Origin of the sequence: Asanoa hainanensis, assembly GCF_900188485.1 — a bacterium.
GTDB lineage: Bacteria > Actinomycetota > Actinomycetes > Mycobacteriales > Micromonosporaceae > Asanoa > Asanoa hainanensis.
The window spans coordinates 126,740-141,187 of the sequence record NZ_FZPH01000007.1 but is presented as its reverse complement, the minus strand read 5'-3'; the positions used below and the strand labels follow the sequence as shown (position 1 = coordinate 141,187).

The following is a 14,448-nucleotide window of genomic DNA, read 5'->3' as shown; positions in this document are numbered from 1 at the left end:
CACAAGGCTCGACGCGACCACCTTCACGCTAGGAGACACCGTGACCGCCACGTACACCTTCGACATCTTTTCCACGCTCGACGGCTTCGCCAATCACGACGGGGACTGGGGCGGCTACTGGGGCAAGCAAGGCCCCGAGTTCCTGGCGCATCGCGCCGCCGGCTACCGCGACCCGCTGCGCATGGTGCTCGGCGCCAAGACCTACCTGTCGAACGCGCCGTTCCTGAACCCCGCCTTCGACCGCAGCCAGTTCGACGGGTGGATCACGCGCATGTTCGACTCCCCCGTCACGGTGCTCTCCAACCGGCTGACCGAGCCACTCGAATGGCAGGACACGACCATCGAGTCCGGCGATCCGGTCGAGGTAGTCACGCGCCTGAAGGCCGAATCTCAGCTGCCGCTGCGGTCCCACGGCAGTCTGACGCTCAACCGGACGCTGCTGAACGCCGGCCTGATCGACACCATCGAGGTGACGGTCTTCCCGGTGATCTCCGGGAAGACTGGCGTGGACCGGGTCTTCGACGGGGCGGACGACTTCGACCTCGAATTGCTCGACGCCCAGACCTTCGACGGCGACACGCAGGTGCTGACCTACCGGCCAACCCGACACAGTTGATCAGCGACGAGGAGGAGCGTGGGGCAGCCAGCCGAGGGACGATGACACTCGAAGACGAAGTGCGCGCTATCTCGGCGGCGTGGGACGAGGCGCTGATCAGTAACGACGCGCCCCTGGTCGCGAGCTTCATGACGGATGACTGGGTCTACGTAGGCCCGAACGGCGCCACGCCCAAGTCCGACATCATCGGCTGGATCGCGTCGGGCCGGCTGACCCATCACACCATGGTCGTGGTCGGCACCGACCGCGCGGTGCGCGCCGGTGACGCGGTTCTCCTCACGGCGCGCAAGGCGAGCTCTGGCGCCTGGGACGACGTGCCGTACGTGGCTGACGAGTGGATCAGCGAGGTCTACATCCCTTCGCATGGACGCTGGCGCTGCGCACTCAGTCAGAAAACCCCTGTGGTCTGATCCAACAGATCAGCTGCTTGCTCGAGGACGACCACGAACTCGTCCGGCGGGATTCTGGCAACGAAAACCTTGCCCAAGTCCTCGGGTATTGGACGGTCGGCTCGCCAGAAGCTGAACACGATCACCAGGTCGTCACCGTCGAGATAGACGTAGCTCGTCACGTTGTCAACGGTCTCCCCCCAGTGCAACAGCCAGAACTGCTCCCGGAAGTCCGTCTCGTCGTCCGCGTAGAGCAGCCGGAAAATCTCCTCTGGCGAACGTTCCGGGAACGGGCACGGGCTGACGTCGCGGCGATCCACCTGGGCTGCCGTAGACCGTAGGAAATTGATGAAGACGGGAAGAAAGACCGTGTTGTCGTCTGTGGTGAGCCACTTGCCGCCGGCCCATAGATCGACGGTGCGCATGCTGGGCGGCGTGATCTCGCCGATCTCCACACAGAATCTGGCTCGGTCACCGAATCGTTGCGTCATCAGCTCGCCAAAATATCAGCCCACGAGGTCGGGGAGCCTGCTGGCAGGTGCGATCTCGCCGTCGGCCGCGGCGGCCGCCCACGCCGGTTCCGGATTCGCGCGGCCAATCGGCGGCCGAGGTCGTGCGCAGCGGGGTCGGTGTCGTCGAGCGACGGGATCTCCAGCGTGGTGACCTGATCGCCGCAGCGCACGATGACGAAGTACGCGGTGGACGGGGGCTTGCCCGGGCGGCGAAGCTGCCCATGCACGGTGACTGTCTCGTCGCAGACGTTGGTCGTCGGCACCGCCCTGAGCGAGATGTCGGCTCCCGAAGCCTGGTAGCTCCTGCAGGTGCGCAGCACGCGATGTAGGTCGGCCATCGCTCGTGCCGCCCAGCCTGGCTCGTAGGTTTCGACGATGTTCAACGCCGACTGGTCCGTGGCCGCGTTGGTGTACCGGCGTTGGCTCGCGTGGAGTCGATGAGATTGGGCGGCGTAGTCGGCGTCACGATAGGTCGGGCAGTCCGGCTGAACCCACGGCCATGGTGGGACCTCCGCCGAATCCATGGCGATCCAGTCGCGGCCCAGGACCTCCGCGGGAAGCAGCATGTCGGCGGTTGCGCTCGACGGACTGGAGGCAGCGGGACGAGGGACCTCTGGTGGTGAGGAACAACGGCATCGAGGTGCGCCTCGACGTGCGCCCGGCTGAGTACCACTCGCGGGTCACCGTCGCGCCGCACCGGGTGACGCTGTTCACCGGCACGATCCGCGACAACATCGGCGGTTCGCCTGAGCGGTTGAGGGCCGCGGCGCGCGCGGCGGCCTGCGCCGACTTCGCGGCCGATCTCGACGCCCCGGTCGGCGAGAACGGCAACCGGCTCTCCGGCGGCCAGCGCCAGCGCATCGCCCTCGCGCGGGCCCTGGCGACCGACGCGCCGGTGCTGGTGCTGCACGAGCCGACGACCGCGGTCGACTCGGTCACCGAGCAGACGATCGCAGGACGGTTGCGCACCTTCCGCGCGGGGCGCTCGACGCTGCTGATCACCTCGTCCCCGGCGCTGCTGGGCTGCTGCGACCGGATCGTCGACCTGCTCGCGGACACGCCCGTACTCGAACGGACGGACGCGAGATGACGCTTCCCGTGGCGAACCGGCGGGAGGCGGCCCGAGAGATATGGCGGCTCAGCCGCGGGCATCGGCTCCGGCTCGCCGCCGTCGCCGTGGTGGGACTCGCCAGCACCGCCGTCGACCTGGTCGTCCCCGTGGTGATCGGCCTCCTCGTCGAACGCGTGCAGGCCGGCACCGCCGATCTCGGCACCGTGCTGACGCTCACCGCGACCATGTTGGCCTCGGCGGTCCTCGGCGCCGCCGGCACCGCGGCGACCATCGTCCTCGCGACGCGCGTCTTCAACCACATCCTGGCCGCGCTGCGCGAACGCCTCGTCGAGCGTGGCCTGGCACTCCCGCAGCACGTCGTCGAACGCGCCGGCACCGGCGACCTGATCTCCCGGAGCAGCGACGACGTGACCGCCGTGGCGGACGCCGCCCCCACGGTGCTCCCGGCCGTCACGGTCGCCGTGTTCACCATCGTCGTGTCGCTGGGCGGGCTCGCGGCACTGGAATGGCCGTATGCGGTCGCGTTCGCCGTCGTGCTGCCCGTCTACGTGCTCGCCCTGCGCTGGTATCTGCGCACCGGGCCGGCGGTGTACCGCGCCGAGCGTGCGGCGATGAGCGCCCGCGCGCAGCAGATCGTCGAGTCCCAGCGCGGCTGGGCCACCGTGCGCGGCTTCGGACTCGCCCCGCGGCGGCACCAGGCCGTGATGACGAACTCGTGGGCGGTCGCGGTGCAGGGGCTGCGGGCCCGCGCGGTGCAGAGCATGTTCAACACCCGCCTGAACCTCGGCGAATGCCTGAGCCTGGCGGCCGTGCTGGTCGTCGGCTTCTTCCTCGTCGACCGCGGGGCCTCCACGGTCGGCGGAGCCACCACCGCCATGCTGCTCGTCCTGCGCCTGCTCGGGCCGGTCAACCAGCTGATGTTCGTGATCGACACCCTGCAGTCGGCCCTGGCCTCCCTGAGCCGCATGATCGGGGTTGCCACGATGGGCGCCGCGGACGAGCAAAGGCAGACGGGCGCCGCTGTACGCGTCCGCGACGTCGCGTTCCGGTACGGCGACGGCCCGCTCGTGCTCGACGGGATCACCCTGGACATCCCCGCCGGTCAGCACGTCGCGGTCGTCGGCGCCTCCGGGGCCGGCAAGACCACGCTCGCCGCCGTGATCGCCGGCATCCACCCGCCCTCGACGGGAACGGTGGCGAGCCCCGACCGCACCGCGGTCATCACCCAGGAAGTCCACGTGTTCGCCGGCACGCTGCGCGACAACCTCACCTTGGCCGCACCCGCGGCCACCGACCACGACCTCGATGTGGCACTCGAGGCCACCGGCATCCTCGACCAGGCCCCCGACGGGCTGGACACCATCGTCGGCACCGGCGGGCATCCCCTCACCGACGCCCAGGCACAACAGCTCGCTCTCGCCCGGCTGCTGCTCGCCAACCCGGATCTGGCGATCCTCGACGAGGCGACCGCCGAGGCCGGCTCCACCCACGCCGGCCTCCTCGACCGGGCGGCCGAGGCCGCACTGGCCGGCCGTACCGGCCTCGTGATCGCCCACCGCCTCTCCCAAGCCGCCGCCTGCGACCACATCGTGGTGATGGAGCACGGCCGGATCATCGAGGCGGGCACCCACGAGGACCTCGTAGCGGCGCAGGGCACCTACTCCCGCCTATGGGATGCCTGGAACTCCACCCGGGCGCCCAATGTCGATAGTGCCCCGCACGACACGGCCACCGCGGTCAGGACGAGACCGTGCTCGATCAGGTAGCTGCCGTGCAGCTCGGTGAGGGGCGGCCCGCCATCGGCACGGGTGCCGTCGATCAGTATCCGCCCGCGGAAGGTGCTGGTCACCGGGTCGATGGCCAGGTGTACGTCCTCGAAGCCGAGCCAGCGGCCGGTCAGCGGGTACCAGACCTTGTAGATCGACTCCTTGGCGCTGAACAGCACCCGGTCCCAGTGCGTCCCCGGCCGCGCGCGGGCGAGCATGGCCAGCTCGTCCGGGCCGGCGACCACGTCGGCCACGCCGTCCGGTAGCGGCCCGTGCGGTTCGGCGTCGATGCCGACACCGGCGAGGTCGACCGCGCGCGCCACCGCGGCCGCCCGGTAGCCGGCGCAGTGGGTGATGCTGCCGACCGCACCGTCGGGCCAGCGCGGCTCGCGGCGGGGCCCCGGCCGGATCGCCGCGGGCGGGTAGCCGAGGCGGGCCAACGCTTCCCGCGCGCAGCGTCGCGCCGTAACGAACTCGCCGCGCCGGATCGCCGCCGCGTCCCGGACCAGGTCCTGCTCCCCCGGGTGGACGGGCTCGCCCGGCACGTCGGCGAACGCTTCGGCCGACGAGACCGACGAGGGCAGTAGCCGCTCGATCACGGGGCCGCCTCGAAGACGCGCCGCATCGGCCGCGGGACGGTGCCCCGCTCGCGCCACTCGCGGGGGTAGCCGAGCGACACCTCCTCGAACCGGACGCCGTCGTGGTGGGTGGTCCGCGGGATGTGCAGATGCCCGTAGACGGCCACGGCAGCGCGGAACCGGACGTGCCAGTCGCGGGTGCCGACGGTGCCGCACCATTGCGCGAACTCCGGGTACCACATCACCTCCGTGGGCGCCCGCACCAGCGGCCAGTGGCTGACGAGCACGGTGGGCAGCGCGGGATCCGTGGCCGCGAGCCGGCGTTCGGTGTGCTCCAGGCGGGCGCGGCACCACGACTCGCGGTCGGGGTACGGGTCCGGGTGCAGCAGCACCTCGTCGGTGCACACCACTCCGACCTCGTACGCCCGCCGCAGCGAATCCTCCTTGGTCGTCGTGCCGGGTGCGGCGAAGGAGTAGTCGTAGAGCTGGAACAACGGTGTCACGATCGCCGGACCGCCGGCCCCGCGCCAGACCGGATACTCGTCCTCCGGGGTGACGATCCCGTTGTCGCGGCACATCCGCACCAGCGCGTCGTACCGGGCCACGCCCCGCAGCCTGACCGGATCGCTGTTGTGCGTCCACAGTTCGTGGTTGCCCGGCGCCCAGATCACGGTCTGGAAGCGGCGACGCAGCAGGCGCAGGGTCGCCTCGACGTCACCGAAGATCTCGCCGACGTCGCCCGCCACGATGAGCCAGTCACCGTCCGATTCGGGGCGCAGGCGGTCCACGACCGCTCTGTTCTCCGGGTGGGAGACATGCAGGTCGCTGACCGCGAACAGGGAGGCCGTCACGGCTCGTCGGGGAAGATGTCCACCAGGTGCCCCGCCAGCTCGCTCACGTGGGGCGGCAGCATCGCCGTGAGGTTTCCACCGCTCACGCGGCGCACGGTGACCTCGGCCGAGGTGAGATGCCGCCACCGCTGCACGTAGTCGTCGAAGGTGAGTCCGGCGAGAGCCTCGTGGAAGCCGCCGACGAGCTCGTCGCTGGCCACCAGGTGGACGGCACCGTCGTAGGCGGCGTACCGGTACGGTATCCGCGCCTCGATCTGGCGCCGCCAGCTGCGCACCGCGACCGGCCAGACCTCGTCGAGATCAGGATCGTCGAGGTGCGCGTGGTGCGGCTCCGCGACGATCATCGGCAACAGTTCCGCGATCTCGGCCCGCAACGACGCGACCCGGTCCGGCGACGTCTCCACGGCGAGCCGCCGGTACGCGGTGTCGCAGGCGGTGAGCACCCGTAGGTTCTCCCCACCGTCCACAGTGAGGCCGGCGACCTGCAGCATCGGGTCGAGCAGGACCAGCGTGACGTCGGCTCCGAGGCGCCGCAGGCGGATGGCCATCTCCCAGGCGATCGGCGCACCGCCACACCAGCCGAACAGGCGGTACGGTCCGCTCGGCCGGGTGGCCCGCAGCTCGTCGACGTACCGGGCGGCGAGGTGTTCGGTGCCACAGGCCGCGTCCACGGGGTCGAGCAGCCCCGGGTGCTGGAATCCGGCCACCGGCACGGAGGCCGGCAGCTGGTCGGTGAGGTGCTGGTACCAGTGCGCGCTGCCACCGCCCGGGTGGACGCAGAACAGCGGAGTCGACTCGCCCGAACGCCGGAACCAGACCAGGCTGGCATCGGCGGCGGACGCCAGGGTGGACATCACGTTGGAGCGGACCGCCCGGGTCCGGTCCTCCTCGGGTGTCGCGGCGGGCGGGGCGTCGTCGGTCGATCCCAGCGTCGCGGCCAGGGCGGCGACGGTGCGGAACTGCAGCACGTGGGCCACCGAGACCTTGAGGCCGTGGTCCTTGGCCAGCCTGACAGCGATCCGCATGGCGGCCAACGAGTTCCCGCCGAGGGCGAGGAAGTCCTGGTCCACACCGACCGGGCCACAGCGCAGCTCGCGCCGCCACACCTCGGCGATGAGCTCTTCCCGCGCGTTGCGGGGAGCCAGGTATTCCGTCGGCGACTCGGCCTCCGGCATCGGCAAGGCCCGCCGGTCGATTTTGCCGCTGGACGTCAACGGGAACTCACCCAACACGAACACATGAGCAGGAACCAACAACGCCGGCAAACACCCCGCCACAAAACGCCGTAACTCCACACCCGACACAACCACACCATCAGCCAACACCACATGCGCCACCAACCGCTGATCACCCGCAACGGTCACCACCGCACCAACCACACCCGAATAACCCAACAACACCCCCTCAATCTCACCAGGATCAACCCGCACCCCACCAATCTTCACCTGATCATCAACACGACCAGCAAACTCCAACAAACCATCACCATTCACACACGCCAAATCCCCCGTCCAATAAAGCCGACCACCACCCCCACCAAACGGATCCGGAACAAAAACCCCCGCCGTCAAACCCGGCTGACCCACATACCCCCGCGCCAACTGCGGACCACCCAAAAACAAACCACCCACCACACCATCAGGCACCGGACACAAATCCCCGTCCAACACATACGCCCGCACCTCACCCACCGGACCACCGATCGGCACACCCCCCACCGGAACCCGCTCACCCACCGCGAACCCCGACGCATAAACCGTCGACTCCGTCGGACCATAAAAGTTGTACAAACGCGCACCACACCGCCGCCGAAACCGCTCCACCGTCCCCGGCCGCAACACCTCACCCGCCGCGAACACATGCCGCAAACCAGCCGGCACCGACGGCACCAACTCCAAAAACGCATCCAACATCGACGGCACAAAATTCGCGTGCGTCACACCAAACTCACCCATAAACGCCGCCAACGCCACCGGCTCCCGATGCACCCCCGGCGGCGCCACCACCACCGTCGCACCACACACCAACGGCCAAAACAACTCCGGAACCGACACATCAAACGTAAACGGAGTCTTCAACACCACCCGATCCCCCGGCCCCAAAGGATGACAACGAGCCAACCAACCCAAAAAACTCGCCACCGCCCCATGAGAAACCATCACCCCCTTCGGACCACCCGTCGACCCCGACGTAAACATCACATACGCCAAATCCAACGGCCCCGGCCTCCCCACAAAAACCGAACCACCACCCCCATCAACACCCACCACCACAATCCCTAAACCCGCAACAACCGACTCCACACCCGCCACATCATCAGCAACCACCACCCCCACACCCGCCGCCACCAAACGCTCCCGACGCCGCACCACCGGATCACCCACATCCACCGGCACATACGCCGCCCCCGCATACAAAACCCCCAACAACCCCACCACCAAACCCACCCCACGACCCATCACCACACCCACCACCGAACCCCGCCCCACCCCCAAACCCACCAACCGACCCGCCAACAACCCCGCCCGCTCATGCAACTGCTCAAACGTCAACACACCATCCACACCACACACCGCCACCCCACCCGGCGACCCCACCACCCGCCGACCCACCAACTCCACCAACAACGCCTCGGCCGTCGCGCGGCCGCCGGGGCCGCCGTCCGTCGTCATGGGAGGTCAGCCGTTCGGCCGCGCAGGCACCACTCGAGCACCGCCTTGGCGCTGTGCATCTTCTGCTCGGCCTGCCGGAACGCGATGCTGTCCGGCCCGTCGAGCACCGAGGCGGTCACCTCCTCGCCCCGATGCGCCGGCAGGTCGTGCATGAACGCCGCACCCGGGTTGCGCCGCATCACCGCGTCGCCGACCTGGAACGGCGCGAACGCCTGGCGCCAGTCCGGATCGGGCTTGGTCGTCCCGGTGGTCTGCCAACGCGTGGTGTAGACGACGTCCGCGCCGTCGATCGCGGCATCCGGGTGGGCGCACTCGACGAAGGTGGCGCCGTGCTCGGCGGCGATCGCCTTGGCCCGGGCCGAGACCTCCGGCGGCAACCCGTAGCCCGGCGGTGTGGCAAGGCACAGCTCGACGCCCGGGTAGTGGGTCAGGGCGTACGCCAGGGCCACCGCGGTGTTGTTGCCCTCGCCCAGGTAGAGCACCCGGAGCCCGGCGATCCGTCCGAAGTGGCACAGCATCGTGGACAGGTCGGCGATCGCCTGGGTGGGATGCTCGTCGGCGGTCATCGCGTTGACGACCGACATGCGACCCTGTTCGGTCAGGGTCCGCAACTCCAGCGGGTCGCCGGCGGTCCGCACGACCAGGGCATCCAACATGGACCCGAACACCCGCGCCGTGTCCGACATGGACTCGCCGGTGTTGAGCTGAAGGTCGTTCGGCCCGTACGCGATGTGCCCGGCGCCCAGGCGCAGGGCCGCGCTGGCGAACGCGGTTCTGGTGCGGGTCGAGGTGGCCCGGAAGTAGCTGCCCACCACACAGCCGAGCAGTGGGCGGTGCTGGTTCGTGTCGGGGTCGGCGTACCAGGCCGAGCGACGCACCAGGTAGTCCAGGTCCCGGTCGTCGAGGTCGATGATCGAGGTGACGTGCACGGCAGACAGCCTCGCCGCGAGCCGAGCACCCGAACAACGCCTGCGGGCCAGGTTGGCGAGAACTCGTCAGCCGCTTGACCGTTGTCGGACCCGGCGATTGGCTCGCTGCGTGCGTACCGACGATCCGGCTCCCGTCGTGCTTTCCCGGCAGTCCAACGGCACCGGTGTGCCGGTAGTGCTCCTGCCACCCGCGGCGACCCGCGGCGAGGTGTGGAACGCCCACCAGGTGCCCGCGCTCGTCTCGGCGGGATACCGGGTGGTCGTGGCCAACCACCGCGGCCTGGCACCCTCCCCCGCACCGCAGGGGCCGTACCGGCTCGCCGACGTGGTGGCCGACGCCGCCCAGCTGATCGAGGATCTCGGCCAGGGCCCCTGTCACGTGGTCGGCGCCTCGCTCGGCGCGTTCGTGGCGCAGGAGCTCGCGGCGGCCCGCCCCGAGCTGGTCCGTTCCGCGGTCCTCCTCGGGACCAGGGCACGCACCGACCACTACCGACGGTCCCTGGCCCGGGCGCTGGCGGCGCGGGCCCGCGCCGCCGGCCCGGTCACCGATGCCGAGGTCGTCGCGCACCTCGGCCAGCTCTTCGGGCCGCTGACGCTCGGTGACGACCGACGCGTGAGCGACTGGATGGAGCTGCTGAAGCGGTTCCCGGTCAGCGGACCGGGCCCGGCCGCACAGTACGAGCTGACCGCTATTCCTGACCGGCGGCAGGTGCTCGCCGGCATCCGCCGGCCATGCCTGGTCATCGCGTTCGCGCTGGACCTGATCTCGCCCCCCGCCTTCGGTGCCGAGGTCCACGAGGTGATTCCGCACTGTGGCTGGGTGGAGCTCGCCGGCCTCGGGCACTTCGGTTTCCTGGAGCGGCCCGACGCGGTGAACGCCGAGATCCTGCGGTTCCTCGCCCAGGTCGACGCCGGAGCGCCGCTGCTGGCCGGGTAGGAGAGTGCTACCTCGGTGGGACCACGCCGAACGGCGGTTGCCGCGGGTCGGTCTTGCGCGCGCTCTCGAGCTCTTCGGTGATGCCTGACAGACCGATCTTCACACCCGCCTGGAACCGCGTCTGGACGTCGAAGTAGTCGAGCAGCTCGGTGATCCGGCGGGTGAAGGTCCGGGGCGAGACGTTGAGTCGGTGACTCGCCGCGGTATCGGTCGCTCCACTGAGCAGCGCGGCCAGGATCGGTCGCAAATGGTCGGGAAGCAGCCGCGGGGCGCAATGATCATGGTCGTGGGACAACTCTGCCTCGGACACGCGGATCCTTTCGAACCTGGGCAACCGCCTGGACCGGCGAAACCAATGACAGCCAACGATCATCCATCCGAACAGGCCGTTGAGGCGGACATTGAGGCGGACGTTGAGCGGACGTCCAATGCGGATTCGATCGACGCCGCGGCCCGTCGGGGACGGTGTGACAGCGGTCGGCGGCGTAGAGTGCGAGAACGTGGCAGTCGGGTTCGGCGAGCTACTGCGCCAACATCGCTTAGCACAGCGACTCACCCAGGAGGCACTCGCCGAGCAGGCCGGGATCAGCCCCCGGTCGATCGGTGACATGGAGCGAGGCCGGGGACGCAGCCCCCGACCAGACACGTTGGACCGACTCGCGGGAGCGCTGCGGCTGGAGGGAAACGCCAGGCTCGAGTTCGTGGCGTCCGGGCAGACGCTCTTCTGGAGCAACCGGGTGGTGCGACCGGATCGCCCGCCCGCGCCCGACGGGCAGATCCGTCAGCTACCGGCGGACCCGGCCGACTTCGTCGGCCGGGACGCGGAGTTCGCCGTGCTCGACCACATCCTCGACCCCGACGCGGCCGGGCCACGCCTGGCGGTGATCTCCGGCCCGCCCGGAGTCGGCAAGAGCGCGCTCGCCGTGCACGCCGGTCACCGTCTGGCCTCCCGGTTCCCGGACGGCCAGCTCTACGTGGTGCTCGGCCGGAGGGGCGAGACAGCGGTCGACCCCGCCGACGCGCTGGCCCAGCTCCTGCAGATGCTGGGCGTGGACGCCGCAGCGGTCCCCAACGGGCTGGATGCGCGCGCCGCGGCATTCCGGGCCCGGGTCGCCGGGCGACGGGTGCTGCTGGTCCTCGACGACGCCCTCGGCCACCACCAGGTGACCCCACTGCTGCCGGCGGAGGGAGCGGCCGTCCTGGTGACCAGCCGGCTGCCGCTGACCGGGCTGCCGGGGGCGGCGGCGGTCGACCTGCCACCGCTGCCCACCTCCGCGGCCATCGAGCTGCTCGGCAAGGTGGCCGGCACACAGCGGGTCCAGCTCGAGCCGGAATCGGCGGCCGAGCTCGTCGCCGCGTGCGGCAACCTTCCGCTGGCCGTCCGGATCGCCGCGGCGCGGCTGGCCGCGCGGCCCGACTGGCAGATCGGCAGACTGGCCGAACGGCTCGCGGACGAGCGGCGACGGCTCGACGAGCTGCGCCACGGTGACCTCGCCGTGCGTCCGACCCTGCAGATGGCCCATCGCCAGCTCACGCCGCCCGCGGCACGCGCGTTCGCCCTGCTGGGCGCGCTCGGTGTCCGGTCCTTCCCGGAGTGGGTCGTCGCGTCGCTGTTGGACACGTCGCCCGCGGAGGCCGCAGCCGTCCTCGACGAACTGCTCGACGCGCGGCTGCTGGAGCCGGCCGGGCCTGACCGGGTCCACCAGCCGCGTTACCGCTACCACGAGATGACCCGGTTGTTCGCACGCGAGTGCCGGGAGGCGGAGATTCCCGACGCCGTCTGGACCAGCGCCCTGCGGCGCGTCGCGCGGGGCTGGTTGGGGTTGCTGAGGCACGCCGGGGCACACGCCTGCTGCGAGCGCCTCTATCTGGACGGCGGTGCGGAGGCCGAGGCGGCGGTGGACCCGCGGACGGTCGACATCGTGACCGGACATCCCGTCGACTGGTTCGAGGCCGAACGGGACTGCCTCGCCGTGCTGATCGCGACCACCGCCGCCGCCGGCCTCGCCGGCGTGGCGCGCGACCTGGCCGGCGGCTGCGCCGAGTTCTTCCAACTGCGCGGCTACTACGACGACTGGCATCGCACGATGCGGGCCGCCCTGGACGCGTGTCGGGCCGCCGGGGACGACCACGGTGTCGTCGCCATGCTGCGCGGGCTGGGCAGCTGCCTGGTCGAACTCGACGACTGGGCGGCCGCCGAAGCGGCCCTGCGGGAGTCGTGGCAGCTCGCCGAGCGGCTCGCCGACCCGGTGGGGACAGCCCTGGCCCGCAAGGAGCTGGGCTTCAGGTACAGCCTGACCGGCCACCTCGACGAGGCTGTGACGGAACTGCACGTCGCCGCCGGGTCGCTACGGCGGCTCGGTCTGGCCGGGGCACTGGTCATCACGCTGGGCAACCTGTCCTTCCTGTTGCGGCAGCGCGGCGAGGGCGAAGGGGCGGTCCGGCACAGCACCGAGGCGGCCGAGCTCGCCGAACAGGCCGGCGATCCGTATCTCATCGGGCAGACCTCCCGTGGGCTGGCCGGCGCGCTGCGAGCGGTCGGCAGGTTGGCGGAGGCCGAGCTGGCGGCGCGCCGCTCCGCGACGCTGTTCGAGCGGATCGGCGACCTGATCGGGGCCGCGCAGAGCCTCCGCGTGCTGGGTGAGGTTCTCGCCGAGGACCCGGCCCGGGCCGCCGAGGCCGAGCGGACCTACGCCGCCGCGCGGAAGATGTTCGCCAGCCGCGGGTACGACTGGGGGCTCGCGCTCACCGAGCTCTCCCACGGCGAGCTGGCGGTCCGCTACGGCCTCGACGGTGGGCCCGAGCGGCTCCACCGGGCCCTGCTGTTCTGGAGCGAGAACGAGGTTCCGGTGCTGCGCGCCCGCACGCTCCTCGCACTGGCCGTCGCCGCCGAGCGGTCCCGTGACCCGGCCGCGGAACGGTTGCTCGCCGAGGCGCACACCTTGTATCGGACACTCGGCATCTCGCCGCCACGGTTCCCGCTGCAGGTCGCCACGTGACGAACCCGGTCGACGGCGCGCGACGACCCGGTTCACGACAGTGACCTGAGCACGGGAGAACCGTCAGCTGCGCCCCGCCAGGAAGTCGGGCCGTGGACGAGCTCGATGGTCAGGCCGTCGGCGCGGAGCCGGTCGACCGCCCGGCCCACGCTGTCGGTCAGGCCCACGTGGTCGAGCCACCGATCGTCGTAGACGGTGTCCTCGTACTTGCTCGCGTCGTCCGGTGAAAGACACAGCGGCAACCGGAACGGCTCGGCGCCGGCCAGGTCGGCCACGCAGGCCCGCAGGACGAACCCCGTCGACCCGCCGACCCCGACGCCGGTGTCCGCGCGCAGGATGCGGCACATCGCGATGGCGTCGGGGTCGCGCACCGTGGCGCGTCTGTCGAAGCTGTCGGCCACCAGGAACGACGACCGCCGGCTCGCGCCGATCCCCGGCACCGCCCTGGCCCGCGGTGAGCCGCCGGCCGGTTGGCCGCCCAGGTCGGGGCCAGCCGTCGCCAGGGAGGGGTCGGCGTCCACGGCGATCAGCCGCACGCCGCCGTTGCGTGGCCGGATGTGCCGCGCGATGCCGGCGATCGTTCCGCCGGTGGAGACGGCGACGTACACCGCGTCGAGGTCCGGGCCGCCCTGCCGGAGGATCTCCGGCGCCGTGGTCTGCGCGTGGATGTCCGGGTTGGCCGGGTTCTCGTACTGGTTCGTCCAGCGATACCGGGGGTTGCGCCGACACAGCTCCCGTACGGTCGACAACCGGTTCATCAGGTAACCGCCCTGCCCGTCCGGTTCGTCCACCAGGCGGATCGACGCTCCTGCCGCGAGCAACGTCTGCCTGGTGACCAGTGGCGTCTTCGGGTCGATGACCGCGATGAGATGGCAGTCCAGGCGGGCCAGCTGGGTCGCCAGTGCGATGCCCAGGTTCCCCGAGGTGGACTCGACGACCGTCGTGCCCGGCCGCAGCGGTCGCGCCCGGTCGAGCGCGCGCAGCAGGCCGATCGCCGTGCGGTCCTTGACCGAGCCGGACGGGTTGTGGCATTCGTGCTTGAGCAGCAACCGATGCCGGGACCCGCGCAGGGTGATTCCCAGCTCCGACACCGGAGTCGGCGCGATCGGTTGCCGCAGTCCGGCCAT

At 70.7% G+C, this 14,448-nt stretch carries 14 protein-coding genes; 6 read left to right on the top strand and 8 right to left on the bottom strand.

Annotated features, from left to right (window positions below; genetic code table 11):
• Nucleotides 1-40: 40 nt before the first annotated feature.
• Nucleotides 41-616, top strand: coding sequence for a dihydrofolate reductase family protein (locus CHC05_RS18995; protein WP_089250655.1), 576 nt, complete (start codon nucleotides 41-43; stop codon nucleotides 614-616).
• A gap of 41 nt (nucleotides 617-657) precedes the next feature.
• Nucleotides 658-1,026 carry a nuclear transport factor 2 family protein gene (locus tag CHC05_RS18990; protein WP_089250653.1) on the top strand — a complete coding sequence of 123 codons (369 nt, stop codon included), beginning with the start codon at nucleotides 658-660 and terminating at the stop codon, nucleotides 1,024-1,026.
• Here the strand turns inward: CHC05_RS18990 and CHC05_RS18985 are convergent.
• Together CHC05_RS18985 and CHC05_RS18980 are read right to left on the bottom strand one after the other, a co-directional pair.
• Entirely contained in the window at nucleotides 1,005-1,496 is a 492-nt protein-coding gene (locus tag CHC05_RS18985; protein ID WP_089250651.1) for a hypothetical protein, read from the bottom strand. The genes CHC05_RS18990 and CHC05_RS18985 overlap by 22 nt on opposite strands.
• Complete coding sequence (locus CHC05_RS18980; RefSeq protein WP_144022667.1) at nucleotides 1,496-1,900, bottom strand: hypothetical protein; 405 nt, start codon at nucleotides 1,898-1,900, stop codon at nucleotides 1,496-1,498. The genes CHC05_RS18985 and CHC05_RS18980 overlap by 1 nt, the downstream gene beginning before the upstream one ends.
• Nucleotides 1,901-2,133: 233 nt before the next feature.
• Between CHC05_RS18980 and CHC05_RS18975 the strand changes: the two genes are divergently transcribed.
• Nucleotides 2,134-2,607, top strand: a complete 474-nt coding sequence (locus tag CHC05_RS18975) for an ATP-binding cassette domain-containing protein (RefSeq protein ID WP_425426796.1) — start codon at nucleotides 2,134-2,136, stop codon at nucleotides 2,605-2,607.
• The gene (locus CHC05_RS18970) at nucleotides 2,604-4,355 is read left to right on the top strand and encodes an ABC transporter ATP-binding protein (protein ID WP_089250645.1); all 1,752 of its coding nucleotides are present in this window, start codon (nucleotides 2,604-2,606) and stop codon (nucleotides 4,353-4,355) included. Before CHC05_RS18975 ends, CHC05_RS18970 begins: the two co-directional genes overlap by 4 nt.
• Here the strand turns inward: CHC05_RS18970 and CHC05_RS18965 are convergent.
• From CHC05_RS18965 to CHC05_RS18950, 4 genes are read right to left on the bottom strand one after another with little or no spacing between them, the layout of a single operon-like run.
• Nucleotides 4,247-4,954 (bottom strand): 4'-phosphopantetheinyl transferase family protein, encoded by a 708-nt coding sequence (locus CHC05_RS18965; RefSeq protein ID WP_089250643.1) that lies wholly within the window; start codon nucleotides 4,952-4,954, stop codon nucleotides 4,247-4,249. The genes CHC05_RS18970 and CHC05_RS18965 overlap by 109 nt on opposite strands.
• Nucleotides 4,951-5,784 carry a metallophosphoesterase family protein gene (locus CHC05_RS42515; RefSeq protein ID WP_089250641.1) on the bottom strand — a complete coding sequence of 278 codons (834 nt, stop codon included), beginning with the start codon at nucleotides 5,782-5,784 and terminating at the stop codon, nucleotides 4,951-4,953. The genes CHC05_RS18965 and CHC05_RS42515 overlap by 4 nt, the downstream gene beginning before the upstream one ends.
• Entirely contained in the window at nucleotides 5,781-8,456 is a 2,676-nt protein-coding gene (locus tag CHC05_RS18955) for an amino acid adenylation domain-containing protein (protein ID WP_089250639.1), read from the bottom strand. The genes CHC05_RS42515 and CHC05_RS18955 overlap by 4 nt, the downstream gene beginning before the upstream one ends.
• Nucleotides 8,453-9,385 (bottom strand): ornithine carbamoyltransferase, encoded by a 933-nt coding sequence (locus CHC05_RS18950; protein WP_245871034.1) that lies wholly within the window; start codon nucleotides 9,383-9,385, stop codon nucleotides 8,453-8,455. The genes CHC05_RS18955 and CHC05_RS18950 overlap by 4 nt, the downstream gene beginning before the upstream one ends.
• A gap of 109 nt (nucleotides 9,386-9,494) precedes the next feature.
• Between CHC05_RS18950 and CHC05_RS18945 the strand changes: the two genes are divergently transcribed.
• The gene (locus tag CHC05_RS18945) at nucleotides 9,495-10,322 is read left to right on the top strand and encodes an alpha/beta fold hydrolase (protein WP_179266263.1); all 828 of its coding nucleotides are present in this window, start codon (nucleotides 9,495-9,497) and stop codon (nucleotides 10,320-10,322) included.
• 7 nt (nucleotides 10,323-10,329) lie between these two features.
• On the opposite strand, the gene CHC05_RS18940 is transcribed toward CHC05_RS18945, so the two are convergent.
• Nucleotides 10,330-10,632 carry a DNA-binding response regulator gene (locus tag CHC05_RS18940; protein ID WP_144022666.1) on the bottom strand — a complete coding sequence of 101 codons (303 nt, stop codon included), beginning with the start codon at nucleotides 10,630-10,632 and terminating at the stop codon, nucleotides 10,330-10,332.
• Nucleotides 10,633-10,822: 190 nt separating this feature from the next.
• Between CHC05_RS18940 and CHC05_RS18935 the strand changes: the two genes are divergently transcribed.
• The gene (locus CHC05_RS18935) at nucleotides 10,823-13,321 is read left to right on the top strand and encodes a helix-turn-helix domain-containing protein (RefSeq protein ID WP_179266262.1); all 2,499 of its coding nucleotides are present in this window, start codon (nucleotides 10,823-10,825) and stop codon (nucleotides 13,319-13,321) included.
• Between the two features lie 32 nt (nucleotides 13,322-13,353).
• Here the strand turns inward: CHC05_RS18935 and CHC05_RS18930 are convergent, their stop codons facing one another.
• The gene (locus tag CHC05_RS18930; protein WP_245871070.1) at nucleotides 13,354-14,448 is read right to left on the bottom strand and encodes a pyridoxal-phosphate dependent enzyme; all 1,095 of its coding nucleotides are present in this window, start codon (nucleotides 14,446-14,448) and stop codon (nucleotides 13,354-13,356) included.